At 39.8% G+C, this 18,630-nt stretch carries 18 protein-coding genes; 1 reads left to right on the top strand and 17 read right to left on the bottom strand.

The annotated features are described in order from the left end of the window. Positions 1–33: 33 nt before the first annotated feature. The 17 genes from rpe to rfaE1 all read right to left on the bottom strand — a co-directional run bounded on the left by rpe (position 34) and on the right by rfaE1 (position 17,932). The gene (rpe, locus tag EHO58_RS17550; protein WP_135680785.1) at positions 34–678 is read right to left on the bottom strand and encodes a ribulose-phosphate 3-epimerase; all 645 of its coding nucleotides are present in this window, start codon (positions 676–678) and stop codon (positions 34–36) included. Beyond that, positions 675–1,679, bottom strand: coding sequence for a PASTA domain-containing protein (locus EHO58_RS17545; RefSeq protein ID WP_135626682.1), 1,005 nt, complete (start codon positions 1,677–1,679; stop codon positions 675–677). The genes rpe and EHO58_RS17545 overlap by 4 nt, the downstream gene beginning before the upstream one ends. Beyond that, positions 1,676–2,620 carry a methionyl-tRNA formyltransferase gene (gene fmt, locus EHO58_RS17540; protein WP_135680784.1) on the bottom strand — a complete coding sequence of 315 codons (945 nt, stop codon included), beginning with the start codon at positions 2,618–2,620 and terminating at the stop codon, positions 1,676–1,678. The genes EHO58_RS17545 and fmt overlap by 4 nt, the downstream gene beginning before the upstream one ends. Then, the gene (gene priA / locus EHO58_RS17535) at positions 2,620–4,563 is read right to left on the bottom strand and encodes a replication restart helicase PriA (RefSeq protein WP_135680783.1); all 1,944 of its coding nucleotides are present in this window, start codon (positions 4,561–4,563) and stop codon (positions 2,620–2,622) included. Before priA ends, fmt begins: the two co-directional genes overlap by 1 nt. After that, complete coding sequence (locus EHO58_RS17530; RefSeq protein ID WP_135680782.1) at positions 4,560–5,405, bottom strand: hypothetical protein; 846 nt, start codon at positions 5,403–5,405, stop codon at positions 4,560–4,562. Before EHO58_RS17530 ends, priA begins: the two co-directional genes overlap by 4 nt. Beyond that, complete coding sequence (locus EHO58_RS17525) at positions 5,398–6,741, bottom strand: sigma-54-dependent transcriptional regulator (protein WP_135626678.1); 1,344 nt, start codon at positions 6,739–6,741, stop codon at positions 5,398–5,400. Before EHO58_RS17525 ends, EHO58_RS17530 begins: the two co-directional genes overlap by 8 nt. Continuing rightward, the gene (locus EHO58_RS17520; protein WP_208728855.1) at positions 6,742–8,520 is read right to left on the bottom strand and encodes an LIC_11548 family sensor histidine kinase; all 1,779 of its coding nucleotides are present in this window, start codon (positions 8,518–8,520) and stop codon (positions 6,742–6,744) included. 17 nt (positions 8,521–8,537) lie between these two features. Further along, positions 8,538–8,804 (bottom strand): HPr family phosphocarrier protein, encoded by a 267-nt coding sequence (locus tag EHO58_RS17515; protein WP_208728842.1) that lies wholly within the window; start codon positions 8,802–8,804, stop codon positions 8,538–8,540. Continuing rightward, positions 8,779–9,741 carry an HPr(Ser) kinase/phosphatase gene (gene hprK, locus EHO58_RS17510; RefSeq protein ID WP_086448715.1) on the bottom strand — a complete coding sequence of 321 codons (963 nt, stop codon included), beginning with the start codon at positions 9,739–9,741 and terminating at the stop codon, positions 8,779–8,781. The genes EHO58_RS17515 and hprK overlap by 26 nt, the downstream gene beginning before the upstream one ends. A 3-nt stretch (positions 9,742–9,744) precedes the next feature. Continuing rightward, entirely contained in the window at positions 9,745–11,181 is a 1,437-nt protein-coding gene (gene rpoN / locus EHO58_RS17505; RefSeq protein ID WP_135626676.1) for an RNA polymerase factor sigma-54, read from the bottom strand. Next, the gene (gene lptB / locus EHO58_RS17500) at positions 11,178–11,903 is read right to left on the bottom strand and encodes an LPS export ABC transporter ATP-binding protein (RefSeq protein ID WP_100723976.1); all 726 of its coding nucleotides are present in this window, start codon (positions 11,901–11,903) and stop codon (positions 11,178–11,180) included. Before lptB ends, rpoN begins: the two co-directional genes overlap by 4 nt. A 9-nt stretch (positions 11,904–11,912) precedes the next feature. Next, positions 11,913–13,244, bottom strand: coding sequence for an LptA/OstA family protein (locus EHO58_RS17495; RefSeq protein WP_135680780.1), 1,332 nt, complete (start codon positions 13,242–13,244; stop codon positions 11,913–11,915). Beyond that, positions 13,241–13,840: an LPS export ABC transporter periplasmic protein LptC gene (gene lptC, locus EHO58_RS17490; RefSeq protein WP_425269045.1), complete on the bottom strand. Its 600-nt coding sequence runs from the start codon at positions 13,838–13,840 to the stop codon at positions 13,241–13,243. The genes EHO58_RS17495 and lptC overlap by 4 nt, the downstream gene beginning before the upstream one ends. Before the next feature lie 41 nt (positions 13,841–13,881). Then, the gene (kdsA, locus tag EHO58_RS17485) at positions 13,882–14,733 is read right to left on the bottom strand and encodes a 3-deoxy-8-phosphooctulonate synthase (RefSeq protein ID WP_135626673.1); all 852 of its coding nucleotides are present in this window, start codon (positions 14,731–14,733) and stop codon (positions 13,882–13,884) included. Then, positions 14,733–16,349 carry a CTP synthase gene (locus tag EHO58_RS17480; protein ID WP_135626672.1) on the bottom strand — a complete coding sequence of 539 codons (1,617 nt, stop codon included), beginning with the start codon at positions 16,347–16,349 and terminating at the stop codon, positions 14,733–14,735. Before EHO58_RS17480 ends, kdsA begins: the two co-directional genes overlap by 1 nt. Before the next feature lie 81 nt (positions 16,350–16,430). Further along, on the bottom strand, positions 16,431–16,925 hold the full coding sequence (rfaE2, locus tag EHO58_RS17475) for a D-glycero-beta-D-manno-heptose 1-phosphate adenylyltransferase (protein ID WP_135680779.1): 495 nt from the start codon (positions 16,923–16,925) through the stop codon (positions 16,431–16,433). Then, a complete protein-coding gene (gene rfaE1 / locus EHO58_RS17470; protein ID WP_167483231.1) occupies positions 16,922–17,932 on the bottom strand; it encodes a D-glycero-beta-D-manno-heptose-7-phosphate kinase in 1,011 nt (336 codons plus the stop codon). Before rfaE1 ends, rfaE2 begins: the two co-directional genes overlap by 4 nt. 62 nt (positions 17,933–17,994) lie before the next feature. Between rfaE1 and EHO58_RS17465 the strand changes: the two genes are divergently transcribed. Next, a complete protein-coding gene (locus EHO58_RS17465; RefSeq protein WP_135680778.1) occupies positions 17,995–18,609 on the top strand; it encodes an LON peptidase substrate-binding domain-containing protein in 615 nt (204 codons plus the stop codon). The last annotated feature ends 21 nt before the right edge of the window (positions 18,610–18,630 follow it).

The following is an 18,630-nucleotide window of genomic DNA, read 5'->3' as shown; positions in this document are numbered from 1 at the left end:
GGAAAGCCCGGCTGTCAATATTTAATAAAAGACTTACTTTGCTAGGCCTTTTAAGCGGATCCCATTCTCGCTTGGGTCTCCCGATTTGAATAAACCGGCACCAACCACACAGATATCCACGCCGGCTTGAGAGAGTTCTTTGATATTTGTATCATTGACTCCCCCATCTACTTCCAGCTCAATCGGGTAATTGGAGATGAGTGACTTGACTTTTCTGATCTTGTCCATTCCCCCATCCACGAATTTCTGCCCGTAGAATCCAGGCTCGACGGTCATTATGAGTACTAAATCAATATAAGGTAGAAGTGTTTCTAATGCAGAAACTGGAGTCCCGGGGTTCAAAGAAACTCCCACTTTCGGTCCATTCTTCTTTATTTCCTGAGCTAAACGAATTGGGAAGCGAGTAGTTTCCGCATGGAAAGTAATGCAGTAAGGATTTAGTTCATAGTATTTCGGAACATGATCCTCGGGTTTTTCCACCATTAAGTGAACATCCAAAGGGATCTGGGTCATTGCCTTGATCTCTTTATTGACCGCTTCTCCGAAGCTGATCTGAGGCACAAAGTTTCCGTCCATCACGTCCATATGGACTAGGTCGATTCCTTCCTTTTTAAAATTAGGAACCGTATTTGCAAGTGCTGTAAGTTGGGTGGCTAAAATAGAAGCGGAGATTTTCAAAATTCGTTCTCGTAGTCTTTGGATTTTACTTTCGAACCTTTCTCGTCCAAAAGAACCAGTGTCACGTCTCCTGTTCTATAAAAGACGGTCTGGATTTTTTCTCCCTCTTGGTAAGTTGTGGGAGAGCTGATTTCCATTTGTTTTGTTTCGTCGTTTTGATCTTTTACGATTAATGAATACGTTCCGTTTTCAGGAGCCTCATATACGAAACTTTCGTATCCGCTTTCTACCCTATCTTCCGGCTCGAAATAAAATACCTTAAACTTGTATTCGTTTCCAACTTTTTGGACGGATTCGATTTTTCCGTTATCAGGACGAAATTTGGTGATCACCACTTCCGCTTTGGAGGAAATTTTTGCTCTTACCAATGCTCTTTGAGCGAACGCGTAAGAATCACCCGGTTTGAAATCTAATCCGGCTTGAGGCTCCCCTTCTTTTTTCTTGGTAGAAGGTTTAGTAACCAGTAAGAATACTTTTTCGCCAGCAGTGATATTTTTACCGGCTTCCGGGATTTGATCCACTACAGTGTCAGGTTGTTCTCCTTCTTTCACTTCAACATAGGTGATCCCACCAAGAGTTAATGAAACGTAAGTCTCTCCTGAGAGAACTTTTTCCATGGAGTTTTTAGCGGAGACTAAACTTTGCCCTTTTAGGTTAGGCATATCGATTCGGTCTAAACCGATATTGACAGTAAGAGAAACTTTGGAACCGGCTTCCACTTCTCTTCCTGGGCGAATGGATTGGTAGATAATAATTCCATCTGTTTTGTCAGGATAACGTTTGGATTCCAATCTGACTTTCAACTGGAGACGCATTAACTCGTTATGGACTTCGTTGTACGGTTTGCCTACCACATCAGGCATCACTACCATTGTGGAGCTTTTCGTACGAACGAATACAACTAAGAAGGCGGCTATGAAGAAGACTACTAAGCCGAATGCGATGAAAAAAAAGTAACCCCCGATAGGGAGATATTTAGAGCGGAGTTCTTCCTTGGTCACTCGAAACGATCCTCGTCCGAAATACGGAAACCGTTCATGAAATCTGCCACAGTCATTCTGTTTTTATTTTCCGGTTGAACGGAAAGGATTTCTAAGAAACGGCCATCTCCACACTGTAAAAGAAGGGCCTTTTTGTCCATTCGTTTCAATTTGCCTGGCTCCGTCGGTCCTTCGGAAAAATCTACAGGCCTTGTTTTCCATAAAACTAAACGTTTGCCTCTGAAACTGCAATATCCGCCCAGATCCGGACTTAAAGCACGAATTCGATTATGTACTTCGATCGCGGAAAGTTTTAGATCCAGGATTCTATCTTCTGCCTGGATTTTTGTACAATAAGTTGCTTTGGAATGATCTTGAGGACTAGCCTCGAAAGATGAAGTTCTCGGTCCTTTTAAAAGTGGGATTAGAGTTTGGATCCCTGCTTGGGTGATCTTTTCCATAAGGGATCCGGTATCATCTTCCAGATCCACATCCACTTCTTGGATACGGATAATATCTCCTTCATCCATTTTTTCTCCCAGGTATTGGATGCTGATCCCGGATCTAGTATAACCTTTCCAAAGAGAAGTTTGGACTGGAGAAGCACCTCTTAAATCGGGCAGAATAGAACCGTGCAGATTAATGGAACCGAATTTAGGATGGGAGAAAATTTCTTTTGGCAGAATAGAACCGTAAGCAAATACGACGTACAGTTCCACATCGAACTTGGATAAGTTTTGAAGAGCTTCTTCTTTTTCCTTCTTTATGGATTCATATTGGAATAAGGGAAGATTTGCTGCGAGTGCAATATCTTTCACAGGACTTGGGATTGGGGTTTTACTTCTTCCCTTAGGACGATCCGGATTCGTAACTACGAATTGTACTTGGATCTCAGGCTCTTGTAATAGCGCCTGCAGAAGTTTGGCAGAAGGTTCCGGGGTTCCAAAAAATGCGATTTTCATCAGACAAGATCCAATGGATCAAAATCCAATTCCAGGTAAACGTTTTTAGAAATTTTAAGGGGTCTGATCTCCTTTTTTAAGATCTCTCTCCATTTGTTCTGCACAGTCGTTTTGATCAGGATATGATTTCTGAAATTCGCATCTATTTTATAAAAAGGACAAGGAGCCGGACCCAAAACTACAGTGTTTGGCTCAGGCAAATATTTTTTGAGAACCTGATGAACTTCTTCGATCGTTTTGAGAGAAAGACTTTCATCTTTGGACCTGGATAGGATACGTACTAAACGAGAGAATGGTGGATAAAAAAGTTCTTCTCTCGTTTTGATCTCTGAATCATAAAATCGAATATAGTCTTGGTCTAATGCCATTCGAATAATCGGATGATCTACAGTATTTGTTTCGATCAAAACTTCTCCGGCTAGATCTGATCGCCCTGCTCTTCCTGCCACTTGAGTTAAAAGAGAAAATACTCTTTCTCCTGCTCTGAAATCGGGAAGCCCTAGGCCGATACCTGCATTCAAAACTCCGACTAGAGTGACTCGAGCTGCATCTAAACCTTTGGAAATCATCTGTGTTCCGGTGAGAATATCTATCTCTCCGTCTACCAATCTTCCGATCACATCCGTAAGAACACTTTTGTCTTGGATAGAATCTTGGTCTAAACGTTCTACTTTTGCACCTGGGAAAGTTTCCAAAAGAAATTCTTCCAGTTTTTGTGTGCCGGTTCCCATCATTATCAGTTTTTCTCCCAGTTTAGATTCTAATCTTTGGAGAGAATCCGAAAATCCGCAGAGATGACAGATAACGGTGCCTTTTTTATGATAACATAGATGAGATGTACAATTCGGGCATGGGATATAATTTTTTTCTTTTTCGGAATAGATAAGCGGGCTGTATCCTCTTCTGTTTAGAAGTAGAATGACTTGTTCCTTTTTATCCAATCTTTGCTTGATCGCAAATGTAAGTTCTGAACCGATCAGCCTTGCGTCTTTTTTGTTTTCTTCGATGCGGACCGTAGGCGGTTTAGCAGTTCCGGGTCTTTTGGTAAGTATTTGTAGTCCGATCTTTCCTGTTTTTGCTAGATGATACACCTCTAAAGAAGGAGTCGCTGATCCTAAGACTAATACTGCTTTATTCTGCCTGCATCTTTGTAATGCAACCTGTCTTGCATGGTATCTTGGTGTAGAATGTTCTTTAAAGGAACCGTCATGCTCTTCGTCTATGATGACGAGTCCTAAGTTTGTAATGGGTGCGAATACTGCAGATCTTGTTCCTACAGCAATTCTCTTTTTACCTTGTAGAAGGTCCGTATATGCTTTGAATCTTTCTGAAACTTTCAAAGCGGAATGTAATAATGCGATTTGTCCAGGAAAGACCGCTTCTAATTTGCGTATAATATGATAGGTAAGACCGATCTCGGGAACTAATAACAAAACTCCTTTATTTGAGTTTTCTAGAATATCACGGATCAAATGTAAATATACTTCCGTTTTTCCACTTCCAGTGATCCCGAATAGAAGATGGATAGAATCTTTTCCAAAATCCGATTTTATGTTTTGGTAAGCTCTTTCTTGTTCTTCGTTTAATTTAAACGGTTCGGAAGCAGTGATATTCTCGTTAAGTTTTACTTTAGAATGCCTTCTCCCGGACGGGATCATCTTATGAATACATTCTCCAAGAGAAGCAAGGTATTGTTCTTTTACCCAATACGCGAGCTCAATCTGCTCTTCGTTAATAACTGGAGTTTTGTCTATGACCCGATCCACTTGTAGAACTTCGTAGCTTGGTTCATTATGATGTAAGGATAATACGATTCCTTCTTCTTTTCTTCCTCTCAGTTTTGTTTCTACCCTCATTCCGACTTGGGTGCCTGGAGGTACCTCATAGGTGAATGTGTCTTCTAAGATAGGAAGATCGAAGGCTAGTTCTGCGTATTGGATCAAATTTTTTCTTTAATCTCCTGATGAAAGATCCCAAGTTGGGACAGGATACTTTCTTTGACTTCTATTTCTTTCTTCTTGGCTTCCTGAAATTCGGGAGAATCTGCCTTGCTGGATTTTCTTTTTTGTTCCGCCGCCAAGATCGCTTCAGGGGAACGAAGTACTACCATAGGAGTCCCAGGTTGGAACTCTAAAGTTTTTCCCATTTGTTTTAGTGCTTCTTCTTTTCCAAAATATAAAGTCGCTGCGGCACCTAGAAGTATAATTCCTTGGATCCCTTCTTCTTGGATTGTTTCTTGTACTTGGACCTTGCAGTTCTGGGATCTTCTTTTCCAATCTTCTTCGTTAGATCTGTCTTGAGAAAATAAACATCCTGGGAATTCTTGAAAATAGAACTCCTTCATCGTAAATCCGAATACTTTTTGGATCATCCTATCGAATACGTCTTCTGCTTCGTTTGTTCTGAAAATTTTCAAAGGAGAAGTTTTTACATACGATTCTTTTCCGGAGACGGTTTCACCAGTATAATGAAGTACTAATATTTTCTTTCTGCCTCTGATGATAAAATGACGAACAGCGCTGAGTCGATCGGAGCATAATTTACAGGAAAAGTTTCTATCTTCTTTTTTAGGAGGGATCCTCATTTGGACCCCTGGTACAGAAGTTTCTTTTTCCTTTTTAGATCCTATAGAAGACCAGGCCCAGGAATCTTTCCATTCCAGGTCCACATCCTGTGGATCTTTTTCTCCCTGTCTGCGTAAGATAGGGAATTCTCCGTTTTGGACTAAAAATTTAAAGTCCTGAAGAATTCCTTTTAGCTCCTGAAATATTCCAGGCTTAGTCATGGATATCCTCCGCCTGTATTCCTAAGGATTTCATTTTTCTGTATAAATGGGATCTTTCTATTCCGAGAGCCTTGGAAGTTTTGGAAACATTTCCTTCGTTTGTCTGTAATGTTTTAAGAATATATTGTTTTTCGAATTCTTCTTTTGCTTTTTTGAAGTCCCCTTTTTCCACCAGATCATTCGCTTTTACGAAACCTGTCATGGAGTCCTTCACGTCTTGGGCTCTGATAATATCACTAACAGTCATGATACAAAGTCTTTCGATCACGTTCTTAAGTTCTCTGATATTCCCCGGCCAGAAATGGTTTTCTAGAAGTGAAACTGCTTCTTTTTCTATAATTTTAGGAGTGAGATTATTTTCTGCGATTGTTTGTCTTACATAATGATCTACAAGTAATGGAATATCCGATTTGCGATCTCTTAAAGGAGGAATTACGATCGGGATCACATTCAATCTATAATAAAGATCTTCTCTGAATTTTCCCTCTTTGATTGCTTCTTCCACCGGGATATTTGTAGCGGCGATCACTCTAACATCTACGGATACTTGTTCCGTACTTCCTAATTTTTCGAATCTTTGTTCTTGTAAGATACGAAGTACTTTTGCCTGGGTGGATAAGGACATATCGCATATCTCGTCCAAAAATAAGGTGCCTCCATTGGCAGCCTCGAATTTTCCGATCCTTGTGTCAGTTGCTCCCGTAAAAGCACCTTTTACATAACCGAAAAGTTCCGATTCTATCAATTCTTCCGGAAGAGCAGCACAGTTGACCTCTACGAACGGTTGGTCTTTTCTTTTAGAATTTTTGAATATAGTTTTAGCTACTAATTCCTTTCCAGTTCCATTCTCTCCATAAATGAAAACTCTAGCGTTTGTAGCTGCCGCCTGAGCTATGGAGAATTTTACTTTTTGGATTGCGGGCGAATTTCCTAAAATTTCATCCGATTCCAGTTTGATTTCCGGAGCTTCGGATTTTTCAGAATATACGAGTGCTTCTTCTACCGCTTCTAATACTTTTGCGATGGACAACGGTTTTTCTAAAAAGTCTAATGCACCCTTTTTGGTGGCTTGTACTGCGAGTTCTATCGTCCCATGTCCCGAGATCATAACCACTGGGACTGTCGGATAAATTTTTTTGATCTCATCCAAGATGACTAATCCATCTTCTTTTCCGAGCCATACATCTAATAAAACTAAACTTGGTCTTTCTATCTTTAGATGTTTAAGGAAGTTTTTTCCGGATGAAAATTGTTCCGCTTCATAGTTCTCATCTTCCAAAATATCTTGGAGAGATTTGCGGATTTCCGGCTCATCATCTACTATGAATATTCTCATTTAAGCTACCGGAATTTCTATCCTAAATTTACATCCGCCTAATTCGGATGAGTCTACGGAGATATGACCATTATGATCGATCACAGTTTTTTGAACGATTGCAAGTCCTATCCCGGAAACATGTTCGTCCTTAGTGGAATAATAAGGTTCGAAAACCTTGGATCTGTATTCTTGGGAAATTCCGATCCCATTATCTTCTACAAGTAAAACCACTGAACGTCTCATGATCCTTTTTTCTAATACTGTAGAAATCCGGATTTTTCCTTGGGAAAATCCAGAGTCCCCTCTTTGCCTTTTCTTTTCTATGGCCTCTACTGCATTTTTGAAAAGATTGTTCATAATCCCTAAAAACAGTTTTTTGTCCAAAAAGATTTCAGGCAAATTTTTTGCGAAGTTGAGTTCTATTTGGATCCCAGGTGTGTGTTCGAAAAGTTTTGCACTTTCTAGGACCACCGGCTCCAAATGTTGGTTGATCAACCTAGGAGCTGGCATTCTAGCGAACTCCGAGAATTCATTTACCAGATGTTCTAAAATTTTTACCTGGCCGACTATGGTTTCACTTCCCTTGGTTACGATCTCTTGGAATTCTTCAGGGACTTCTGAGTTCAATTTTCTGCGTATTCTTTCGGCGGAAAGTTGGATGGGGGTCAGAGGATTTTTGATCTCGTGAGCCATTCTCTGGGCAACTTCTTTCCAGGCTGCAATCCTTTGGGTATGCATTAGTTCTTCATTTTTGGATTTTAGGTCTTTCACCATTTGGTTAAAAGATTCTACTAATGCACCAATCTCCCCTCCTTCCGTTAGTGGAAGATTGATATCCGTATCTCCTAAGGAGACCTTTTGTGTAGCGTTTGCAAGATCTATGATAGGTCTTGAAATTTTTCGTGCAAATACGAGTGAAAAGAATATGGAAAGTAAAAATGCGAATACTGTCAGTAATGTAATCGTAAGTCTGACTTCATAAGGAAGTTTTTCTTTCGTCAAATCAGCGGTGATGTAATTTTTCCTGGTATTGATAAAAGAATAAGCTTTGGATTCTTCTCCTTGAAAAACACGTTTTCCTAATATTAAAAATTTGGCAGGATCGGATGAATCTATTTTAAGCAGATAAAATCCTAAATTCTGGTTTAATGCCAATTTTTCCGAAATGTTTTCTTCTGCCCCGAGATTTGTAAATTCTTCCGGCGAGATCGTTAATTTTAAGGATCTATTTTCAAGTGTTGGTACATTATTCTCATACCATCCCACATAATAATTCGGATTAGAGATTAGATCTAATTCATTCGCACGATTCGTAAGTAAGTTCGGATTTGGATTTTGTCTTTGGACAAGGTTTCTGAATAATTTGGCCTTATCTAATAGGTTATTTTTTTCCAGATCCAATTCTTTTCTGACAAAATGATCTCCTGCTTCCAAAGCTAGGGCGATATCCAAACCGTAAAATCCTTCGAATACTCTTCCGATTACATTGGAGGTAAGCAAAAAGACTGGAAAAGAAGGAAGCATCGCTATAAACAAAAAAGAAAGAGATAGTCTATAACGAATGGAACTTTTGAGTCTTCCTGTTTCTAAATTCCTACGATTCCTATAAAAATAGGAAATGACCAGAAATAGTACGACTAAAGGAACAGTGTAATATACGTAGATCAGTATACGATCTACTATATCTATATTTTCAGAATTCCTAAAATGAATGAGCTCAGCTGCGAGAACTGATAGAAAGATCACTCCGGATAAAATTAGAAGATCTCGGAGATAATATCGATTCTCCTCCTCTATCCGGAATGGAAACCATTTCATATCGCAAAATCGCCTTCCACTAGTTTGGCCAATGCGTCCGCCGCTTCTTCTTCACCGGCACCTTCGGTTTTGATGGAAAATTCTGCACCGGGTGCTAAGGCCAACATCATGAGTCCCATGATACTTTTACCGTTCACTTCCACTCCGTCTTTGGAGACTAGAACTTCGCAGGAATATTTTGCCGCGCAATTCACAAAGACAGAGGCAGGACGCGCATGCATCCCTGCGCCGTTTTCGTTAATTTTGAGGTGGATTTCTTTCAACTTTTCCTTGCTGTAGATAAATATTTAATTTTTGGCTGAATTCCGCTGCTGCATTCTTTCCTAGCTTTTTTAATCTTTGGTTCATTGCAGCGGTTTCTACGATGATAGGAATATTTCTTCCCGGACGAACCGGAAGTTTGATCAAAGGAATATTTACTCCGAGAACTTCTTCCGTTCTGTTTTCGAGCCCTGTACGATCGAATTCTTTTTCTTCAGTCCATTCTTCCAGATGAATGATCAATTCTATCAGTTTATGATCTCGAACTGATCCAATCCCGAATATATCCTTTATATTCAAAATTCCTAATCCTCTAATCTCCATATGGTGGCGAAGAAGATCGGAACAAGTTCCTATTAGGTAACTTTCGGAAAGCCTTCGGATCTCGACCATATCGTCTGCGACTAGACGGTGTCCTCTTTCTATAAGTTCAAGAGCTGTTTCACTTTTTCCCACACCACTTTTACCGGAGAGAAGTATCCCAATCCCGAATACTTCGATTAGAACTCCGTGCCTCATGGTTCTAGGTGCGAGACTCCTATCTAAAATTTGAGAGATAAGAGTAATGAATTTATGGGTAGAAACATCCGAACCCAATAATGGAATATTCAAACGATCACAGTATTCTACAAAAATAGGAGGAGGAACATTTCCATGTGTAAATATAATACAATTTAAATGAAAATGGAAAAAGTCGGCTGCGAGTTTTTCCATATCCTCACCTTCTTTAGAAGTGATATAAGCCCATTCTCCTTTTCCAAAAATTTGGATACGATCATGGGCAAAACTTTCGTAAAAACCTGTGAGTGAAAGACCTGGTCTGTTGATCTCTGAACTATGGATCCGATTTTGGAGTCCGTTTTCTCCTGCGATCAGTTTTAAACCTAACTCAGGATGGTCTTTTAGAATATTAGATACATTGATTCCTGGAACGGACATGAGTTACCTTGCTTCCAGAGATTTTACTTTTTTTCTTTGATTAGATGGTAAAATTTTTAGTATTTTACGATACTTAGCCACAGTTCTTCTGGCGATCTCTATCCCTTTACTTTCTATTTTTTCCACTATGTCCTGATCGGAGAGAGGGTTTTCGGGATCTTCTTCTTTTACTAGATTGCGTATAATATCATGAATTGTTTTGGAGGATTCCATTCCACCTTCGGAACTTTTGGATTTTAAGCCGGAAGAGAAGAACCATTTTAATTCTAAAATTCCCCAAGAAGTTTGTACATACTTATTGGAAGTGATACGAGAAACTGTGGATTCGTGAAGATCCAATCTTTCTGCGATGTCTTTTAAAGTAAGAGGTTTTAAAAATCTCACTCCTTTGCGGAAAAATTCAGTTTGTAGTTCTATAATTGCGGAGACAACTCTATACAAGGTTTGTCTTCTTTGGTTTACGGATCGGATCAGCCATTCTGCGGAGTTCAGTTTTGTGGAGATATATTCTTTGTCAGAATCTTTAGCACCGGCTCCTTTTTTGAGCATTCCTTTGTATTCTTTATTTATTTTTAATTTAGGAAGCCACTCATCATTCAATAATATACTGAATTCGCCTTCTATCTCACGAATGATCACATCTGGAACAATATAATCCGGTTTTTGAGGAGTGTACAATGTTGCGGGAAATGGTTCCAGCTTCTTGATCTCGGCTGCCATAGCTTCGATAGATTCTACAGGGAGACCCATTTTTTTGGAAATTCCCTTATAATCTAGTTTTTCCAGATCTTTTAGATAGTTTTGGATAAGATCGTGTAGGTTTTTATCTTCCGGTTTTAGGATTTTTGCTTGGATATATAATGTTTCTTGAATGCTTCCTGCACCAATTCCAAGAGGATCTAACTGGTTTATCTGTTCTAAAACTTTTTTGATCGTTTTGGCAGAAACTCCTATTTCAGTTGCTAACTCTGTTTGGGTTTGCGAGATAAATCCTCTATCGTCCAGCATGGAGATCAGAATTTCTGCGATCTCCATTTCTTTTCCTTTTAAGGAAGAGATCCTAAGTTGCCAAAGTAAATGATCTGAAAGTGATTGTGCATTCGGAGATGATTCAATGTATTTTTGGTTTCTGTCAGAAGCATCTGTGCCTCTGTATTGAGGTTTGTCTAAACTGAAAGAATCCTGCCAACCTTGGTCGGAGTTTTTAAGAAAATCATTCTTCTCTTTTCTTTTTAGATCATCTACGGAATAGAGCTCAGGGCTTTTGCTTCTCTCTGATCCCGGTTCCTCTTCCAACATCGGATTTTCAATCAGTTCGGCGCTGATCCTATCAGCGAGTTCCAGAGTAGACAAAGGCAAAAGCTCTATCGACTGACGCAAATCCTGCGTCATGACAAGCTTTTGTGTCTGCTTCTGTACTAACTGATGGTTCAGATTCACAGCTTGAAGTCCTCTCCTAAATACATTCTCTTTGCTTCTTTATCGTTCACGAGTTCTTTAGGAGTTCCCGCGATCAAGATCCGACCACTATGCATGATATATGCTCTATCCGTAATCTTTAATGTTTCTCGAACGTTGTGGTCGGTGATTAAGATGCCTAGTCCCTTCTTCTTTAAACTATTTATAACAGTTTGAATATCTTTAACAGCTATAGGGTCAACCCCTGCGAACGGCTCGTCAAGAAGGATAAAATCCGGATTTGTGACTAAGGCTCTAGCGATTTCGCATCTTCTTCTTTCCCCGCCGGAAAGAGTAAAACCTTTTTGGTTGGCGACTCGCATAATTTGTAATTCTAACAGTAGTTCGTCTCTTCTGCGAATGATTTCCGATCTGGGAATGTTCAGAGTTTCTAAGATTGCTTCTAAGTTTTCTGCGACTGTAAGTTTTCTAAAGATAGAAGCTTCTTGTGCTAGATAACCTACTCCAAGTTTTGCTCTAGTATGCATAGGAGCTTCTGTAACGTCTTGGTCGTCTATGAATACATGACCTGAATCCGGTTTTACGAAACCGACAGACATATAGAAAGAAGTAGTTTTTCCGGCACCGTTTGGACCTAGTAGACCTACTACTTCTCCTTTGCGAACATCGAAACTGACTCCGTCTACAACCTTACGCTTATTGTATATTTTGATTAAGTTTTGGCACCGGATCCTTTGTCCCATTATGCAAGCCTAATTTCCTAAATGGACTCCTTCTGTCAGAATTGATCTTCCTTCTCTTGGATAAAAGACGATTTTTCCTGCTCTTAGGATCTTACCACTTCGATTAATCCTAGGATTTCCTTCTAAAAGTACGGATTCGTCGTTTTCAAAATAAGTGGCGTATTCACCTTGTGCCTCTGTGGACTTGGATTTGATCCAGATATTTCCTCGGATCACTGTTTCTTTTTGGTCCAAGAAACGTTCGAACTCCTGAGCGGTGATCGTGCTTGTTACCTGATCGGAATTTTTGTCTAAAAATTCCATTTTACCTTCGTCAGTCAGGTGAAGGTAGTTCTCGTTCCTGAAATAATCGAATACGTTACCCGAAAGAAGAAGATTATTTTCTCTATCATGCACTTTGATATTTTTTCTTGCTTTGATGATATGAGAATCTTTTCCTACTGATTCGATATTATCCGAAGTAATTTTCATATCCTTTCTTAGGACTGTTGCATTTCCACTGATCATAACCGTGCGGTCATTTTCTTCGTTCGGGCGGCTTTCTATTTTATCCCCTTTTAGGATGGTGAGAACAGTTTGTTTTTTCTCATTTCCTTCCGGGTCTTTTTTGGTTTCTTCGGAGGATTGGAATAATACTGTGTTTTCTTCCAAAAGTATCCTACTTTCATTTGTGTAGAAGGATAACTTTTTACCGCTCAAATATCTGTTCTTGGAAATTAGGATCGGGTTCGGATCAGTGGTGATCAGATGTTCCGATTCTTTAAAAACCGCTTCCGCGCAAAATATAGTAACTTCGGGATGATTTACGATCACTCCACCATGTAATTTAGTGATTTTCGTATTTAATTCTCTATCTATTTGTTTTGCGGAGATGATTGTCGTTTTGCCGGTTTTGTCTCGGAAACTAAGCCTTGGTCTTTCTTTGATATAGACCATTTCGGAGTATTTATCATATTCTCCTACTCCTGCTCTCATCACGGTCCCGTTTTCCTGGTCTTCTATATGTACACCGTTTTTTAAAAAAGCCTTATATGCTTCTTTTCCGAAGACCTCGATCCTGTTTGCGCCCAATTTTACTTTTTTATGCTGGATCCAAGCCCCACCTTCTAAACTGAAGATTGTGACTTTGAGGCCTTGGACTTCTCTATCCTCTTGGGTCAATGCGTTTGCTCCCCAAAAAGTTGGAAAACTTTCCTTACGTTTAGGATCTGCTTCTCCAATTCCTTGGAAACTTTTCGGATCTAATGTTTCCGCGGAAAATAAAAGAGGGGGTCTAGAATGAGATCCCAAATGAACAGGGAGAAAAAATAATAGATAGAATAGAACTAGGATACGTTTCATTTTTCTTTAGGTGAAGAAGAATTAAGTGGATTAGAACCACCCTGTGTAATGGCGCTTGGTCTTAAAATTGTGAACTTGTTCAGATCTTTGTCCGCTCTAAGACCGACTCCTCTGATATGAGTTCCATTTGCATCTATCACAACTTCCTCATTGGAGCTGAGTTCTTTTGTTTCATCGTTATAATCTAACGATTTTGCTCTAAGAGTTCTATGTTCTTCCGTTTTTAGAAGAATATTCCCTGTGAGTTTCATCAATTTAGAGATCTGATTGATCTCACCTTTTTCACCAGTGAGTTTGGACTTGAACTTTCCATTCTCATATTGGTCGAAATTAATCCCATACAGAACGTATCTTTTTTCGTCAGCGTAAAGATATGCTTCTTCCGCTTTCAGTTTCCATAATATGGTTCCGTTTCCATCATACTGATCTTTTGCAAAATTTTTGAAAGAAACAGTGGAGCCTTTTTCTTTTTCTTCTTCTACACGGGTATACTTAGCATCCGATTTTCCGCCGGAATAGAAGAAAAGAACCAGGAATAAAATTGCGAGTCCTACTCCTAGGCCCGGACCGTATTTTCTAGCGGTTTCCGGGTCTATTTTGAGTAGAGTGAGTATGCGGGAATACAAGTCTATATCGATTAGCGGTTTAGGATTTCCTGTTTTACGTAACGGTCCAAACCGACCAATTCCTTTAATAAGGATTTAATTTCAGAAAGAGGATACTGAGTAGTAGCATCTGAAAGTGCTTTTGCAGGATCAGGATGCACTTCCATAAAGATACCTTCTATTCCGAGAGCTACGGCACTTCTGGTCATACTCGGAATATATTCTCTTTGTCCTCCTGTAATATTTCCCGCTGCTCCAGGCAATTGTGCCGAATGAGTCGCATCGAATACTACTGGAATATCATAACTATGTAATATAGGAACCGTTCTTCCGTCGAACACCAAATTCCCGTAACCGAATGTGGTTCCCCTTTCGGTAACCATATACTTTTCGGAACCGGATTCTTGGATTTTAGTTTTGATATGTCTACAATCAGAAGGAGCTAAAAATTGTCCTTTTTTGACATTTACCCATTTTCCGGTTTTAGCGGATTCCGCGATCAAGTCGGTTTGTCTGCTTAAGAAAGCCGGGATCTGGTACATATCGATCACATCTGCAAGAGGACCTACTTGAGTGGTCTCGTGGATATCGGTTAGCACCGGAACATTAAATTTTTTCTTAATATGTTCTAAATGTTTGATCCCTTCCGTAAGGCCTGGACCTCTATAAGAAGTAACAGAAGAACGATTTGCTTTGTCGAAACTACTTTTGAAAACATAAGGAATGCCGAGTTCAGTGGTGATCTCTAACATCTCTGCGCAGACTTTTTCGAGTAAGTCTCGGTTTTCCATCACACAAGGACCGGCGATCAGGAAGAATGGATTCTTTCCTCCTATCTTTTTACCGCTTAAAAAGTCCCTTTCTTGGGCAGTTTTATCGCTCATTATGCCTTCCTTGCAAATTTGACCGCGGCACGGATGAATCCGGCAAATAATGGATGCGGTTTAGTAGGTTTTCCAGTGAATTCAGGATGGAACTGAACTCCTATAAACCAAGGATGTTCCGGAATTTCTACGATTTCAATCAGGTTTTCGTCTGGGGAAATGCCTGAAAGGATCATTCCTTTCTCTTCGAATCTTTGTTTGTATTTGTTAGTAAACTCGAATCTATGTCTATGTCTCTCATAGATCAGCTCTTGTTTGTATTCAGAAAAGGCCAATGTGTTCTTTTTGATCTTACATGGATAAGATCCTAAACGCATGGTTCCACCCATCTGATCAATATCCATCTGCTCTTCGATAAGAGAGATGACTGGATCCGGAGAATCAGGTCGGAACTCAGTGGAGTTTGCATCTTTTAGGCCAAGAACGTTTCTTGCATATTCAATCACCGCACATTGCATACCTAAACAAATTCCAAAAAATGGAATTCCTTTGGTTCTTGCATATTGGATCGCTGCGATCTTACCTTCTATACCTCTGTCTCCGAATCCACCTGGAACTAAAACTCCATGTGCGGATTTTAAAACATCCTTCACATTTGTTTTATCCAGTTTTTCGGGATCTACTTTGATAAATTCTACATTTGCTTCGTTTGCAATTCCACCATGAGATAAACTTTCATAAACGGAACGATATGCATCGTGAAGAGAAATATATTTTCCAACCACTGCTATTTGTACGGTTTGTTTTGCTGAGTGAAGACTTTTTATGATCTTCTCCCATTCAGTAAAATTAGATTTTCCAAGTTCTAATCCTAATGTTTTTAGAACTACTTGGTCTAATTTTTCTTCCTTATACATTTTAGGAATTTCATAGATAGAAGTACTGATATCGGAAGCGGAGATCACATTTTCTTCTTTCACGTTACAGAAGGAGGAAATTTTTCCTTTCATTTCCTTTGGCATAGGTTGGTTTACACGGCAGATCAAAATATCAGGTTGGATCCCGAGTGCCAAAAGTTCTTTTACGGAGTGTTGAGTCGGTTTTGTTTTGGCTTCCCCTGCTACTGTGATGGTAGGAACTAAAGTAACATGGATGAATAAAACTTGAGTAGGTCCGTGTTCATATCTCATCTGGCGGATTGCTTCTAAGAATGGGATGGATTCGATGTCCCCCACTGTTCCGCCGATCTCTACGATTACGAAGTCGGTTGCATTTTCTCTTGCAAGAGTATAGATCCTGTTTCGGATCTCGTTTGTGATATGAGGAACAACTTGGACTGTTCGTCCTAGATAATCCCCTTTTCTTTCTCTTTGGATAACAGTATTATAAATTTGTCCGGTAGAAACAGAATTCTTACGAGTAAACTTGGATTTGGTAAATCTTTCATAATACCCAAGATCCAGATCAGTTTCTGCGCCGTCTTCGGTTACATACACTTCGCCGTGCTGGTACGGACTCATGGTTCCCGGATCAATATTGATATAAGGATCCATTTTTTGCAGAGAAACGGAATAACCCCTACTTTCCAAAAGGCATCCAAGGGCTGCAGCGGATACACCCTTACCAAGGGAGGAACAAACACCTCCGGTCACGAAAATAAATTTAGTTTTGGACAAACCGAACTCCTACCTGCTGAACAGAGTTTTCTTCAGTCTCGGAAAATCCAACTCGGAATTTCGTAGAATTGAGAAGTAAATCTAGGGTTTTTGGCGAATACGACGGATCAGATCCGTACTGGAAAATCCGGGAACAAAGGGTAGAATTTGTACTTCTCCGCCTAATTTGCGAACAAGTGGAGTCTCAGGAAGAGCTTCCAGATCATAATCTCCCCCTTTTACGTGAATATGAGGCGCTACCTGAGAGATCAGTTCCAAAGGAGTGTCTTCCGAAAACACGCTGATATAGTCTACGAAGGAGAGACAGGAAAGAAGAAGTGCCCGATCTTCTTCCGGATTTACAGGACGTTCGGGACCTTTCAGTCTTTTGACGGAAGAATCAGAATTGATTCCAATCCAAAGAACATCTCCCAAGTCTCTTGCTTGGGAGAGATAGGTAAGATGACCCTTATGAACTAGATCGAATACTCCGTTCGTAAAAACGATCTTTTGGTTAGAACGGACCTTCTCCGAAACATTTTTAACTTCGTGAAAAGGAATAATTTTCTCTATACAAGAAGAGAAAGAAGACTTCACTGAAAACTTCCTCTTTTCTCCAGAGCTCCTAAAAGTTCTTCCAAAGAAACAGTTTCAGCACCCAGTTTTCCGACCACTACTCCTGCCGCTGCATTAGAAACGATTGCTGCTTCTAATTCTCCTAAACCTGCCGCTAAAAAAGAAGTGTAAACTGAGATCACAGTATCCCCTGCTCCGGTTACATCGAATACTTCCTTAGCCACAGTAGGGATATGATACGTTTTAGATTCGGAAGAAATATAAAGGCTCATTCCTTTTTCGCCGCGAGTGATCATCATAGAAGGAGAATTTAGATTTTCCGCGATCTTCTTGGCTGCTTCTTCTACCTCGGCGTTTGTTTCTAATTTTTTGCCGAGAGCCTTTCCTGCCTCATGATGGTTCGGGGTCATCACGGTTGCTTTTTCGTATTGGAAAAAATGTGACACCTGGGGATCTACTGTTACGATTTTTTTATGTTGGACTGCTATATCTATCGATTTGCGAATGAGACTTGCGGTCAAGGTTCCCTTATCATAATCGGAAAGGACAACTGCGTCTGCTTCTTGTATGATCTTAGAGAAACTTTCTAATAATTGTTTTTCTTCCGAATCGCTTAAAGGAAATGTTTCTTCTCTATCTATACGACAAACTTGTTGGTGACCTGCGATCACTCTTGTTTTTAGAATGGTTGGGACTTTTTCGGAACGTATAATTGTATTTTTGGAAGAGATTGTATTTTCTGTAGAAAGAAGATCATCCAGAGTTTTAGCAGCAGAGTCGTTACCCGCTCTACCAAGCACAAAGGATTGGACTCCTAAACGAGAAAGATTTTTTACAACGTTTCCCGCTCCACCCAAAGTGGTTTTTTCATTCCTCACCCAGACCACCGGAACAGGGGCTTCCGGAGAAATTCGATTCACTTCTCCGATCAGATACTCATCCAGGATGAGATCACCGATTACTATAATTTTAGTGGTTTTTAATTTAGAAGCCGCTTCCAAATATCGCTTTTTATCTAAGTAGTACAATTTTAAACCGGTCTTACAATTTGATTTGCGTTTTCACTTCAACAGGTTAGGATAAATCCTAGGTGTCAAGAACTACAATTCCGATCTTTCCTCTTCCTGAAGTCATCTTATTTCCAGGCACATTTCTTCCTCTTCATATTTTCGAGCCTAGATACAGGATGATGTTGGACTATTGTTCCGAGTCCGGCGAAGAAATGGCGATCGCTCCAATTAAGATGGAGCCAGGTAATTTAAAAAATCCTCAGCCTGAAATTGAAACTGTTTTTGGTTGGGGAGTAATCGTTCGAAAAGATCCACTTCCTGACGGAAGATCTAATATTCTACTCGAAGGCAAAGGTATCGCAAAATTAGAATCTTACGATACAATGGAACCTTTCCGGATCGGAATTGTAGAAAAATTAGAACCTGATTCCAAATATATAGAAGATAAACTATTCGTAGAGATCTTTGATCGAATCTTATATCTCACCAAACGGATTCTACTTTCGGAAGGCGCTAAAGAAGAATTGATCCTTCGAATGAATGATCTATGGTCTCATCCTTTCCCTGTCGATTTTATATCTTCTATCCTAAATTTCAATTTTAAGAAGAAGCAGGAAATCCTCTCAAGCACCGATCAGATCCTAAAAGCACAACTGCTTGTTGGCATCGTTGAGGAAATGAATCTGGGAGAATAGTCGCAGAGATTAAAAGAGGCA

It is taken from the genome of Leptospira selangorensis (assembly GCF_004769405.1).
GTDB lineage: Bacteria > Spirochaetota > Leptospiria > Leptospirales > Leptospiraceae > Leptospira_B > Leptospira_B selangorensis.
This window is presented reverse-complemented; position numbering and strand designations above follow the sequence as displayed.

What these genes read in the sequence shown, in the direction of transcription:
- fmt (WP_135680784.1), bottom strand. Translation starts at nt 2,620, where the DNA reads ATGAAAATCGCATTTTTTGGAACCCCGGAACCTTCTGCCAAACTTCTG.
- EHO58_RS17530 (WP_135680782.1), bottom strand. Translation starts at nt 5,405, where the DNA reads ATGACTAAGCCTGGAATATTTCAGGAGCTAAAAGGAATTCTTCAGGAC.
- EHO58_RS17525 (WP_135626678.1), bottom strand. Translation starts at nt 6,741, where the DNA reads ATGAGAATATTCATAGTAGATGATGAGCCGGAAATCCGCAAATCTCTC.
- hprK (WP_086448715.1), bottom strand. Translation starts at nt 9,741, where the DNA reads ATGTCCGTTCCAGGAATCAATGTATCTAATATTCTAAAAGACCATCCT.
- lptB (WP_100723976.1), bottom strand. Translation starts at nt 11,903, where the DNA reads ATGGGACAAAGGATCCGGTGCCAAAACTTAATCAAAATATACAATAAG.
- EHO58_RS17495 (WP_135680780.1), bottom strand. Translation starts at nt 13,244, where the DNA reads ATGAAACGTATCCTAGTTCTATTCTATCTATTATTTTTTCTCCCTGTT.
- kdsA (WP_135626673.1), bottom strand. Translation starts at nt 14,733, where the DNA reads ATGAGCGATAAAACTGCCCAAGAAAGGGACTTTTTAAGCGGTAAAAAG.